We start from the raw sequence: 11,831 nt of genomic DNA, 5'->3' as shown, positions 1-11,831 counted from the left end.
GCGCCGCGATGTCGTTAGCCGTTATTCAAATGGTCAGTCAGAGCGATGTTCTGACCAACCTGGCTCAGGCTCGGCGCCTGCTGGAAGAGGCTGCGCGCGGTGGTGCACAACTGGCCGTGTTGCCCGAGAATTTTGCGGCCATGGGCCGTCGCGATATTGCCGATATCGGTCGTGCCGAGGCATTGGGCGAAGGTCCTGTCCTGCCATGGTTGAAACAGGCTGCTCGCGACCTCAACTTATGGATAGTTGCAGGGACTTTACCCCTGCCACCCGAAGGGCAGCCTGAGGGCAAGGTTAACGCCTGTTCGCTGCTGATCAACGCCGACGGCGAACCTGTGGCACGTTACGACAAATTGCATTTGTTCGACGTCGATGTGTCAGACAATCGTGGTCGCTACCGTGAATCCGATGACTATGCTCATGGTAAACGCGTGGTGGTAGTTGATACCCCGGTCGGCAAGCTGGGCCTGACCGTATGTTATGACCTGCGCTTCCCGGAGTTGTACAGTGAGCTTCGAGCCGCTGGTGCCGAACTGATTACCGCACCGTCGGCATTCACTGCCGTAACCGGGGCCGCGCATTGGGACATCCTGATTCGTGCCCGTGCCATCGAAACCCAGTGCTACGTGCTTGCAGCGGCCCAGGGCGGCGTTCATCCGGGCCCTCGCGAGACATACGGGCATGCTGCCATTATCGACCCCTGGGGGCGGGTGCTGGCCGAGCAGGCACAAGGCGAGGGCGTATTGCTGGCCCGCCGCGATGCGGGTGAGCAAGCCGATATCAGAGCGCGCATGCCGGTGGTGAGCCATCGGCGGTTTAACACCCATTTGATTTAGGTGGGAGCGGTTTTTTTTGCTCCCACAGATCCAGGCAGGACTAATTTTCAGGTCCGTGTGTTCAGCACTCAAAGATGCTGAAGCAGGGGCCAAGACGGAGTGAATATGAGCGAGTTGTTGACCTCAGTCAGCGAACACCTGTTGGCACCGGGCGGTGTCACCATCGAAAGCCTGCAAAGCGTATTGGGCGACCTGGCCGGACCGGGCATCGACGCGGCAGACCTGTATTTTCAGGGCCAGATTTCCGAGTCATGGGCACTCGAAGACGGCATCGTCAAAGAAGGCAGCTTCAATCTCGATCAGGGCGTGGGCGTACGCGCTCAGTCTGGCGAGAAGACCGGTTTTGCATACAGCAACGCCATCACCCTGGAAGCGCTGGGCCTGGCCGCACGCGCTGCGCGATCGATCTCCCGGGCCGGACAAAACGGCACGGTGCAGGCGTTCACCACTCAGGACGTGGCCCAGTTGTACGGCCCGGATAACCCGCTCGAAGTCATCAGCCGCGCAGAAAAAGTCGAGCTGCTCAAGCGTATCGATGCTGCTACCCGCGCTCTTGATCCGCGGATTCAGCAGGTTACCGTGAGCATGGCCGGGGTTTGGGAGCGGATTCTGGTGGCGTCCACTGACGGTGGCCTGGCGGCAGATATTCGTCCGCTGGTACGTTTCAACGTCAGTGTCATCGTCGAGCAAAATGGCCGTCGCGAACGCGGTGGCCATGGCGGTGGCGGACGCACCGACTACCGTTATTTCCTCACCGACGACCGTGCCATGGGCTATGCCCGCGAGGCGCTGCGTCAGGCATTGGTCAACCTTGAAGCCGTACCGGCACCGGCGGGCACGTTCCCGGTGGTCCTTGGTTCAGGCTGGTCGGGCGTACTGCTGCACGAAGCCGTGGGCCATGGCCTGGAAGGCGACTTCAACCGCAAGGGCAGTTCGGCCTACAGCGGCCGCATGGGTGAAATGGTTGCCTCCAAGCTGTGCACCATCGTCGATGACGGCACCCTGGCCGGTCGTCGTGGCTCGCTCAGCGTGGATGACGAAGGCACCCCGACCGAGTGCACCACGCTGATCGAAAACGGCGTGCTCAAGGGCTATATGCAAGACAAGCTCAATGCCCGCCTGATGGGCGTGGCCCGCACCGGCAACGGCCGTCGCGAGTCTTATGCCCACCTGCCGATGCCACGCATGACCAACACTTACATGTTGGGCGGTGAAAGCGATCCGGCTGAAATTATTGCGTCGGTGAAAAAGGGCATCTACTGCGCCAATCTGGGCGGTGGTCAGGTCGATATCACCAGCGGCAAGTTTGTGTTCTCCACCAGCGAGGCCTACTTGATCGAAGACGGCAAAATCACTCGCCCAGTCAAAGGCGCGACCCTGATTGGCAACGGGCCGGAAGCAATGAGCAAGGTGTCGATGGTCGGTAACGATCTGTCGCTGGACAGCGGCGTGGGCACATGTGGCAAGGACGGGCAGTCGGTGCCGGTCGGCGTTGGGCAGCCAACGTTGAAAATTGACGCGATTACAGTGGGCGGTACGGGCGGTTGATGGAAGTTGCCCGGAAGGCTGCAAGGCAACCTTCCTGGCTACGAGGCTTAACGCAGACCGCGTTGAGTCTCGTCCAACCCACGGATGTACTTGAACAATTTGCGGCTTGAGGCCGGTGCCTTGTTCTGAGCCAGCTCGTGTTTGGCCTGACGTATGACCGAACGCATTTGCTGGCGATCGGCTTCAGGGAACTCGGCGACAAACTTTTCCAGTACAGCGTCATCACCCTCGATCAGGCGATCACGCCAGCGCTCGAGGTTGTGGAAACGTTCGTTGTACTGGCGAGAAGAGGCATCGACTTGATCGATCAAAGCAAGAATTTCGTCAAGCGGTTGATCGCGCATCAGTTTGCCGATGAACATCATATGGCGCTTGCGCGCAATATTGGCCGTGTGTTTTGGAGCATCTGCCAGAGCCTTTCGCATTGCGTCAGTCAGGGGCATTTTGTTCAGCAAGTCAGGCTTGAGTGTCGTGAGACGCTCGCCCAGATCAACCAGAGCATGAAGCTCGCGCTTGACCTGCGATTTGCTTTTTTCGCCGTCGAAGGCGTCGTCGTAAGAATCAACCATGGTGGCAGTCCGCAAAGAAACGCCGCCATGATAACCAGTCGGGGGCCGCTTGTCCGGCCCGGTCGCTCGGCGGCCCTGCCGAAAACAGAATTTGAGTGGAGAAAACCATGAGTGCAGTACAAAGCGTCGGCCCGCAGGCCTTGCCGGCACTGCAGGAGCAGGTCGAGCAAATCATCGCCGAAGCCAGGCGCCAGGGTGCCAGCGCCTGTGAAGTGGCAGTGTCCCTGGAACAGGGCCTGTCGACCTCGGTGCGTCAGCGCGAGGTCGAAACCGTTGAGTTCAATCGCGATCAGGGTTTTGGGATCACTCTCTACGTAGGGCAGCGCAAAGGCTCGGCCAGCACCTCGTCCACCGGCCCTGAGGCCATCCGCGAAACCGTCGCGGCAGCCTTGGCGATTGCCAAGCACACTTCCGAAGACGAGAGCTCGGGTCTGGCGGATGCCAGCTTGATGGCCCGTGACCTGCAAGACTTCGACGTGTTCCACACTTGGGATATTACTCCCGAGCAGGCCATCGAAAAGGCGCTGGCGTGTGAAGCCGCGGCGTTCGAGGCTGACAGCCGGATCAAAAACGCCGATGGCACGACCTTAAGCACCCATCAGGGTTGCCGCGTGTATGGCAACAGCAACGGCTTTATTGGTGGCTCGGCTTCGACTCGTCACAGCCTCAGCTGCGTAATGATTGCCGAAGGCGACGGCCAGATGCAGCGCGACTACTGGTATGACGTCAACTGCCAGGGCGAGTTGTTGATGGACGCCGCCACCATCGGTCAGCGAGCTGCTGAGCGTGCTGCTCGCCGTTTGGGCTCGCGTCCGGTGCCTACGTGCGAAGTGCCGGTGCTGTTCTCGGCCGAGTTGGCCGGTGGTTTGTTTGGCAGCTTCCTGGGTGCGATTTCGGGCGGCAATCTATATCGCAAGTCGTCCTTCCTGCTGGATGCAATGGGCCAGCAGATCTTCCCTGAATGGCTGACCCTGGATGAGCGTCCGCACCTGATGCGCGCCATGGGCAGTTCGTCGTTTGATAACGATGGCTTGGCCACATACGCCAAACCTTTTATCAAGGACGGCGAGTTGGTGTCCTACATCCTCAGCACCTATTCCGGCCGCAAGCTGGGTATGCCGAGCACAGCCAACGCTGGCGGTGTGCACAACCTGTTTGTGACCCACGGTGATGAAGATCAGGCGGCGCTGATTCGCCGTATGGGCCGCGGCCTGTTCGTCACTGAACTGATGGGCAGTGGCCTGAACATGGTTACGGGCGACTACTCCCGTGGCGCGGCGGGTTTCTGGGTCGAGAATGGCGAGATCCAATTCCCGGTTCAGGAAGTGACCATTGCCGGCAACATGCGCGACATGTTCAAACAGATCGTGGCCGTGGGCAACGACCTGGAACTACGCAGCAACATCCGCACTGGCTCGGTGCTGATCGAACGCATGATGGTGGCAGGTAGCTAAACAGCGGGACTGCGTATGCTCATGCTTGCGCTCTCGGACTACACGGTGGGAGCGAGCCTGCTCGCGAAGGTCATTCGCGAGCAGGCTCGCTCCCACCGTTGAAGTCGTTCTTCAAAACCAAATTGGAAAGCCGTTGCACCCTCGTACGCAGCCTTCGTTCCTCGTCAGCGGTACAGGGCTTGCTGCACCCGCAGGCTAGTCATAATTAAGCGTGTAAGTGACTCCGGAATTTGCCGTGCCGCCTTTTATGGGGCCGGGGAGCCTTACATAGTTCACCGACAGCGGGATTGAATAACTGCCCACGCCCGCCGCGCCATCGAGCCACTGTCCTGGGTTGCCCGTACCAGACAAGTCCGGACCGAAGCTGACAGCACCAAATTTGTTGTGAACTTCGAGTGCAATCCCTTGAGCCCCGGAGTCCGGTGACAGATTTAACTGGGTTGTAAGGTTGGCCGGGTTGTTGGCGTCGGTGAGCGTTACATGTACATCTCTCGTTCCAGAACCTCCCGTACAGTTCAGATCGATACTGAAATTTTGAGGTGTTGTTCGGCCACTTTGATTGAAATCTGAAATGTTAACCTCACCCAAATTGACATTGAGAATTGGGGTGTTTGCTACGCAAGTTGGCCTTAGTATGGTCACTGTTATGGGTTGTGCTAATGTAATGTTCAAAAAGTTAGTGTAGTCGTGATTGCGGATAGTACCTCTCATGGCTATATGGGTGGGAAGTATTTTGCCGCCTGTGAGTATTTCGCCTGTTTTGAAGAGGGCTATTTCGTTATATATAAATGATTCTATTGTGTAAGTATCGCTGAGGGTGGTGAAAAAATGAGGTACTTTCCCTGTGAAGAGGGTTGTCGATATATGAAAGCCCATCCCGATTCCAGGAATACCGCTCTCATAAACATTGTAATCAGGGGTCGTGAATACCAGTGGGTAATCAGAGTTTATTTCGAGCTCGGAGCCAGTCGCGTCACATGTAATTATTGTATCCGTTAACGAGCTGTTAAATTTAATCAACGCTAAAAAACTACCCACAGGAGCCGATCCGTCAACTTGCACTATCCAAGAACCTGCGTTGTCCATCAATCGATCAATTGCACCTTCGACAGTGCAGCTAGCCAATGCCGCATAACTAAAAAAACTCCCGCCCATAACGACGAGCGTCATGATGATTTTTTTTGCTGTTTTAGCCGGGCAACAAAATTTACGAGGTGCTCGATATGTAAGAGTGTTCATTATGTTCCCCGCTCTAAATATATTAAAAGTTTGTGCTGTGACCCGTAAATTAATTATCGGCACACCAACTTCATCTGGTCATAACCCTGGGTACTGCTGCGTTCCGGCAATGCATAACCCGCCTCACACGCCAGCGCACCCGACTTGATGTTCAATGTGCCTTTGTCCGACTCGACCAGTACCAGCGCCTGGCCGCTTGGATCGGCGATGGCCAATAGCGTGCCTTCGGCGTTTTCTACGCGGGTGCCAAAGGGCATTGGCGTGCCATCGGCCTTGACCAGCTCGAACTGCACGCGGCGACCCTGCTTGATGTTGAACCGGGCTACGGTCACCGAGCCACGGCGCGGAATGACTTGCTGGGTGGTGTTGTCGATTTCGATGTCCGAGCCCAACTGGCTGGAGTCCAGGTTGATCCAGTTGGTGCGGTAGGGTTGCGCGTTCGGCACCACGGCATAGCCATTGGCGCCCGTGGTGACTCCGGCGTTGTTGCCCACCGGGATCCCGACCACGCCCGGGACTTCTACCAGGGTAAAACTTTCGCCCACGGTTTGACCGAAGTTGATCCCGCCAGCGTGCACCACGATGGAGCCGGCGGCTGTACCGTTGAGGGACTTGAAGGTGTCCCCCTGGGCGTATCCGGCACCCACTTGGGCCACGGGGGTGGTGCCATTGAGATTGCCGCTGAAGGTTTTGCCGCCCAGGCTTTCGTGACCAGCATTCACCGAATAGAACAAATCGCCACGGTCCATGACTGAGCCATTGGCACCGGTTTGCAGGCTATGAGCACCATTGTTGTCAGTCGCCAGCGTGCTGCTGACCCGGGTAGGTCGGCTGCTGCTGCCCAGCGGGAACGACAGCGACAACGAAACCCGTGTGCCTGCCGACTTTTCCCGGGAGGCGTCAGGGCTCAGTGTTTGCGTGGCATTCAGGTGGTAGGTCATAGACCCCCAATTGCCGCCATATCCCAGGGTAAATTGCCGGGTTTTGCCTGGCAGGTTCCAATAGCGCTGCTCGCCCATTCTCAGGTAAAGCGCACCGTATTGACGCCCGCCCAGACTTTGGTTGAGGGTGAGGTCAAAACGCGTTTTTGCTCGGCCATCTCGGCGGTGCCGATGAGTGATGTCCATATCGCTGACGTGCTCGTTCAAGGTGCGATAGCCCTCGGTCGAGTAGCGATAGCTGGCCAGGCTGAAGGTGGTGTCGGTGCTGGCAAGGGTTTTGGAGTACAGCAGGCGTGCACTCTGGCCCTTGTTGCGTTGACCGACAGCGTTGGTGCTGGTGGATTGGGTGACATCCGCCGAGAACGCACCGATGGCCGTGTTCTGCGAGGCGCCCAGATTGATGGCACTGAAATCCGGCGCCCATTGCACGCCGCCGAACAGGGTGGTGTTATCGGCCGCGCCATACGTCAGCCCGGCGATGCCCACCATGGGTGTAACCCCGAAGTAGCCATTGCTGTCGTATTGCCCCATGGCCAAGTTGTAGCGAAACGTGCCGCGGCGCACCATTTGTGGCAAGGACGCGAATGCCTGGGTGGTCACCCGGCGGCGGCCGTCAGCCTCGATCACGGTAATTTCAAGATCGCCGTTGGATCCGTTGGGGTAGATGTCGTCAATCACAAAGGGGCCGGGGGCCACGGTGGTGCTGTACAGCAAGTAGTTGTTCTGGCGCACCTCGATGGTCGCATTGGTTTCGGCATCACCCCGGATAGTGGGGGCATAACCGCGCAGGCTGTCTGGCAGCATGGAGTCATCGGATGCCAGGGTCAGGCCTTTGATACGAACGCTGTCGAAGACTTGCGAGCTGGTGAAGGTCTGGCCCAGGGTCAATTGGCTCTTCAGTGAGGTGATATCGCGCTGAGCAAAGGTGCGGTTGCTCGTCAGCTTGACGCCATTGGCCTCGGTACTGCTGATGTTTGAGTCATTGCGCAGGCGCCATGGCCCTAGGTTGATGCCGTTGTTCAGGCCAATCGAGTAGCTGTCGTTATCACCTGCCCGGGTGGTATTGCGACGACCGGTGATGTTGTAGTTGGCAAAGGCTGACGTAACGCCTTCATCCCATAAAGCCGGGTCTACAAAGCCCCGTGCGCTACGCAGCATGGAAGCTTGCGGCACGCTAATACTCAGGTGTTGGCGACTGGCGTCATAGTCGACGCTGCTTTGCTCGATCAGGCTGAGCAGGTCGTAGCAAAGCTCGGGTCGGGTTTCATCCAGTTTTCCGGCGTCTCGAAGCAACTTGAGATCCAGCCCAAGTGATTTAAAAATAGGAACTGTCAAACAGGCCTCAACTTGTCCAGTTAATTCCTGTTTGGTAAAGCTGACATCCTGGCGCCCAACTAATGAGCGGTTTATATAAATATCGACCCGGTAACTACCCGCCGCCACAGTACTACCTTGCAGAAAGTCATTAAGGTCTACACCTTGCCCGCCTTTTTGTAGAAAGTGGGTGCTGAATGTTGGTTTTTTAGTAGGTTCATTAGAACTGGAAAAAGTGACTGTCGAAGAAAAAACAACAGTGCCCAACACCAGAGAGTGCAAAAGTACGCTGACTTGAGTGGGCGCGTCGACACTTGCTGATCGTGATAACCGATGAGGAGAAGTGCGGTTGTTTAATACAATTAAAGCAGTCATGTAACGCCTCGGTACTGATGTTGCGCATAGGCAGTTCGATGTCATAGCCCGGTAAAGTATTGTTACGTGTCGGCTAAAAAAGTTGTGAGTAAGCGCTTAGGGTTGAAGAGGCTTCAGGTGTGTTGGCGTTGTGCTTAACGATGTGCTGTACACGTTTTTTGCGCCAAAGTCATCAATGCTGCCAGTCGTGAGTGTCATGGCGCTGGTACGAGGAAGTCCTGGTATATCGAGGTACTTGGTGTCGCCCGGTGCAAGCATGAAGTTGTTGATAGGGGCGCTGGTGTAATCGGCAGACTTGATATGGATGTCGGTCAGCGTCACGTAATAGGCAGTGGGGTTTTTAATGATCAGGTTCCTGCCTTCAATCGTCCAGGTTAGAACTTCGGGTGCCTCTTTTGCGGTGCCAGGCAGTCCGGTTGGGCGGTAGAAAAACTTGATGCGCTGACGCACGGCAAGTTGAAGTATGTTTTCACCCTCAGCGGTTTTTGGTATTTCCTGAACATTCAGCCAAAACACCGACTCTTTATCGGTAGGCACCCCAACCCCTTTGTACAGGATTCGCAGAATCTGCCTGCTTTGACCGGCCATATGGGCCAACGGCGGGGTTATGGCAAACGGGATAGACGCTGAACTCATACCCGGCAGGTCGCTATCCAGCCAGGATTGAATCAGCCTTTCGTCGGTGCCCAAATTACGGACAGTGACGCTGGCTTCTTTTTTGTTTCCTTCAAATACCACTCGGGTTGAACTGAGTGTAATTGCAGCCTGTGCCTGGCTGCACAGAAACAGGGTAATTAAGAGGGCTACCGTGTTTAAGTTTGGAAGTAACATGTCAATAGTCTCACTGCGCGTGTGAACGTTCAGGGAAGACACAGGTCTTCCCTTATCTGTTACTTAGTCATAAATGAAGGTAAAAGGCATGTTTGCATTGGCAGTACCGGCGGCCAGTGGAGTGCCGTTTTTGATGTAGGCTGCGCGCAGATCAAGTTTCGCAGTGGCTGCACCGGTGCCATCAACGATCAGTGCCGTAGTCAGTCGATCGCCTGCACCAAGATTCAAGATCTTGTCAGTGCCATCCATCAGTGCAATACCGACGCCAGTAGCACCACCGGTATTGATCTTCAGCAGACGTGTATCGTCAGCATCCATGCCTGAACCACTCACCGGGTCGAATGACATATGTGCATTGGATAAATCGGTCGCGCCCGTGCAGTTAATGTCCAGTTGAAGTTGGGTCGTTGTAGACGCCTGTCCCGTAGAACCATCTTCAAGATCAGCAATGGAGACAATGCCCATTGGGACGTTAATATTGTTGGCCGTGCTGCCTGGAGCCGTTGCGGAACATGTGGCTGCCGTCAGGCTGCCGGTAAAGTTGATGTCACCTGTTTTAGCCTGAGACAACTGCATAAAAGAAGTGACTGCAATAATGCTGGAGACAAGTATTAGCTTTTTCATGTGTAACCTTTAAAGTCGCGGGAAGTTGCGTTAGAGGCTGCGTGAATACGCGCGAATAATAGGTTCTTGGCTGTAGATAGGATGCGAGGCATGCCCTATTGGTTTGTAGGGGATACCCGAAGATTGATATGAAGGCGACAGTGCCAAAGCGCGATAAATACACAGTTTATGTAAGGTTTTTCACGACTTTAAAAATATCCTCGGTCAATGAGCGGGGCTTCAAGGGGCTGGATGGCGGGCGCTAAACCCTTGGCAGGCTTGTTTTGATAATCAATATCGCTTAATAATGAATCTCATTATCGAGTGAGCTTGAGTCATGAGTTCTGCGTTGCGTGAAGGGCCGTATCTAGAAAGCTGGCGCTGGATGAGCCGCCAGATCCGCTGCGCACTGGCGCCGGACGAACCGCGCCTGATCGAGCATTACCTGGCCGAAGGCCGCTATCTTGCAGGCTGTACGGCGACCTCTCCCTGGATGATTGCCGTTACCTCGTTCCGGTTGTTGCTGGATACCGCAACTGACACTGCGCTGCCATGGCATTGGCGCACCTTGTGTCTGGACCACGCGTGGCGCCCGCTGCGTGACCTCGAAACCCAAGCCCTGTGTACCTGCCGACTCAAGCGCTGGCAAAGCTTTGCCTGGCTGTTGGCTACCTGCGAGCTCGAACCTTCAATTTCTTTAACAGAACTGGTGCAAGGATTTCCTGATGAGTAACACTCGTATCGAACGTGACAGCATGGGTGAGTTGCGCGTACCTGAGGCGGCGCTGTATGGCGCTCAAACACAGCGTGCGGTCGACAACTTCCCCATCAGTCATCAACGCATGCCAGCGCAATTCATTCGCGCGCTGATCCTGGCCAAAGCCGCTGCTGCTCAGGCTAACGTCGAACTCAAGCAGATCAGTGCTGCCCAGGGCGAGGCCATTGTCGAGGCGGCACAGATCCTGCTGACCGGCGATTTCATGGAGCACTTCCCGGTGGATATTTTCCAGACCGGTTCGGGCACCAGTTCCAACATGAATGCCAATGAAGTGATCGCGACGCTGGCCACGCGGCTGCTGGGCGAGGAGGTTAACCCCAACGATCACGTCAATTGCGGGCAAAGCAGCAACGACATCATCCCGACCACCATTCATGTCAGCGCGGCGTTGGGCCTGCACGAACAACTGTTGCCCGCGCTGACGCACCTGGTACAGGTGATCGAGCACAAGGCTGAGCAGGTCCACGTGTACGTTAAAACCGGTCGAACACATTTGATGGACGCCATGCCCGTGCGCATGAGCCAGGTGCTCAACGGTTGGGCGCAACAGCTCAAGGCCAATATCGAGCATTTGCACAACCTGCAGCCTGCGCTGCAATCCCTGGCGCAGGGCGGTACAGCGGTGGGCACCGGGATTAATGCGCACCCGCAATTCGCCAGGTTGTTCAGTCAGCAGCTCAGCGCCCTGACTCACGTGCAGTTCACGCCGGGTAAGGACCTGTTCGCGTTGATTGGTTCGCAGGACACGGCCGTATCGGTATCGGGGCAGCTCAAAGCCACTGCCGTGTCCTTGATGAAAATCGCCAACGATCTGCGCTGGATGAACTCCGGGCCGTTGGCGGGCCTCGGCGAGATTGAACTTGAGGCCTTGCAGCCAGGTTCTTCGATCATGCCAGGCAAGGTCAATCCGGTGATTCCGGAAGCCACTGCAATGGTTGCGGCTCAGGTTATCGGTAACGACACGGTGATTACCGTTGCAGGTCAGTCCGGCAACTTTGAGCTGAACGTGATGTTGCCGGTCATTGCCCAGAACCTGCTGAGCAGCATTGAGTTGTTGGCAAATTCGAGTCGCTTGCTGGCCGACAAGGCTATTGCCAGCTTCAAGGTTAACGACGCCAAGCTTAAAGAGGCGCTTTCGCGCAATCCGATTCTGGTGACGGCCCTGAACCCGATCATCGGTTATCAAAAAGCCGCCGAAATCGCCAAGACCGCATACCAGCAGGGGCGCCCGGTGATTGATGTGGCCCTTGAATACACGGATTTGCCACGCAGCCAGCTCGAGGTCTTGCTCGACCCCGAGAAACTGACCGCCGGCGGCGTTTAATCCATCGACACTGCTTTGG

At 56.3% G+C, this 11,831-nt stretch carries 10 protein-coding genes; 5 read left to right on the top strand and 5 right to left on the bottom strand.

Features of this window, described 5'->3' with window-relative positions; genetic code table 11:
- The first annotated feature begins 8 nt into the window (after positions 1-8).
- Entirely contained in the window at positions 9-836 is an 828-nt protein-coding gene (locus RGV06_RS10275) for a carbon-nitrogen hydrolase family protein (protein ID WP_019825056.1), read from the top strand.
- A gap of 105 nt (positions 837-941) precedes the next feature.
- Complete coding sequence (gene tldD, locus RGV06_RS10270; RefSeq protein WP_019825054.1) at positions 942-2,384, top strand: metalloprotease TldD; 1,443 nt, start codon at positions 942-944, stop codon at positions 2,382-2,384.
- A gap of 47 nt (positions 2,385-2,431) precedes the next feature.
- Here the strand turns inward: tldD and yjgA are convergent, their stop codons facing one another.
- Complete coding sequence (gene yjgA / locus RGV06_RS10265; RefSeq protein ID WP_019825053.1) at positions 2,432-2,953, bottom strand: ribosome biogenesis factor YjgA; 522 nt, start codon at positions 2,951-2,953, stop codon at positions 2,432-2,434.
- A 107-nt stretch (positions 2,954-3,060) separates the two neighbouring features.
- Between yjgA and pmbA the strand changes: the two genes are divergently transcribed.
- Entirely contained in the window at positions 3,061-4,407 is a 1,347-nt protein-coding gene (gene pmbA / locus RGV06_RS10260) for a metalloprotease PmbA (protein ID WP_322149935.1), read from the top strand.
- A 195-nt stretch (positions 4,408-4,602) separates the two neighbouring features.
- On the opposite strand, the gene RGV06_RS10255 is transcribed toward pmbA, so the two are convergent.
- The 4 genes from RGV06_RS10255 to RGV06_RS10240 form a co-directional block, all read right to left on the bottom strand.
- On the bottom strand, positions 4,603-5,646 hold the full coding sequence (locus RGV06_RS10255) for a fimbrial protein (RefSeq protein WP_322149933.1): 1,044 nt from the start codon (positions 5,644-5,646) through the stop codon (positions 4,603-4,605).
- A gap of 53 nt (positions 5,647-5,699) precedes the next feature.
- Complete coding sequence (locus tag RGV06_RS10250; RefSeq protein ID WP_416194576.1) at positions 5,700-8,171, bottom strand: fimbria/pilus outer membrane usher protein; 2,472 nt, start codon at positions 8,169-8,171, stop codon at positions 5,700-5,702.
- A gap of 201 nt (positions 8,172-8,372) precedes the next feature.
- Positions 8,373-9,107, bottom strand: a complete 735-nt coding sequence (locus tag RGV06_RS10245) for a molecular chaperone (protein ID WP_322149931.1) — start codon at positions 9,105-9,107, stop codon at positions 8,373-8,375.
- Between the two features lie 63 nt (positions 9,108-9,170).
- The gene (locus RGV06_RS10240) at positions 9,171-9,731 is read right to left on the bottom strand and encodes a fimbrial protein (RefSeq protein WP_048351316.1); all 561 of its coding nucleotides are present in this window, start codon (positions 9,729-9,731) and stop codon (positions 9,171-9,173) included.
- Positions 9,732-10,047: 316 nt separating this feature from the next.
- Between RGV06_RS10240 and RGV06_RS10235 the strand changes: the two genes are divergently transcribed.
- Both RGV06_RS10235 and RGV06_RS10230 read left to right on the top strand, forming a co-directional pair.
- On the top strand, positions 10,048-10,443 hold the full coding sequence (locus RGV06_RS10235; protein WP_019825042.1) for a hypothetical protein: 396 nt from the start codon (positions 10,048-10,050) through the stop codon (positions 10,441-10,443).
- Positions 10,436-11,812 carry a class II fumarate hydratase gene (locus RGV06_RS10230; RefSeq protein WP_019825040.1) on the top strand — a complete coding sequence of 459 codons (1,377 nt, stop codon included), beginning with the start codon at positions 10,436-10,438 and terminating at the stop codon, positions 11,810-11,812. The genes RGV06_RS10235 and RGV06_RS10230 overlap by 8 nt, the downstream gene beginning before the upstream one ends.
- The last annotated feature ends 19 nt before the right edge of the window (positions 11,813-11,831 follow it).

Source organism: Pseudomonas sp. CCI3.1, assembly GCF_034313985.1.
Taxonomy (GTDB): domain Bacteria; phylum Pseudomonadota; class Gammaproteobacteria; order Pseudomonadales; family Pseudomonadaceae; genus Aquipseudomonas; species Aquipseudomonas psychrophila.
The sequence above is the reverse complement of the archived record's forward strand: the minus strand, read 5'-3'. Positions and strand labels throughout refer to the sequence as shown.

Coding starts and splice junctions, on each gene's coding strand:
- RGV06_RS10275 (WP_019825056.1), top strand. CDS start 9: ATGTCGTTAGCCGTTATTCAAATGGTCAGTCAGAGCGATGTTCTGACC.
- tldD (WP_019825054.1), top strand. CDS start 942: ATGAGCGAGTTGTTGACCTCAGTCAGCGAACACCTGTTGGCACCGGGC.
- yjgA (WP_019825053.1), bottom strand. CDS start 2,953: ATGGTTGATTCTTACGACGACGCCTTCGACGGCGAAAAAAGCAAATCG.
- pmbA (WP_322149935.1), top strand. CDS start 3,061: ATGAGTGCAGTACAAAGCGTCGGCCCGCAGGCCTTGCCGGCACTGCAG.
- RGV06_RS10255 (WP_322149933.1), bottom strand. CDS start 5,646: ATGAACACTCTTACATATCGAGCACCTCGTAAATTTTGTTGCCCGGCT.
- RGV06_RS10245 (WP_322149931.1), bottom strand. CDS start 9,107: ATGTTACTTCCAAACTTAAACACGGTAGCCCTCTTAATTACCCTGTTT.
- RGV06_RS10240 (WP_048351316.1), bottom strand. CDS start 9,731: ATGAAAAAGCTAATACTTGTCTCCAGCATTATTGCAGTCACTTCTTTT.
- RGV06_RS10235 (WP_019825042.1), top strand. CDS start 10,048: ATGAGTTCTGCGTTGCGTGAAGGGCCGTATCTAGAAAGCTGGCGCTGG.
- RGV06_RS10230 (WP_019825040.1), top strand. CDS start 10,436: ATGAGTAACACTCGTATCGAACGTGACAGCATGGGTGAGTTGCGCGTA.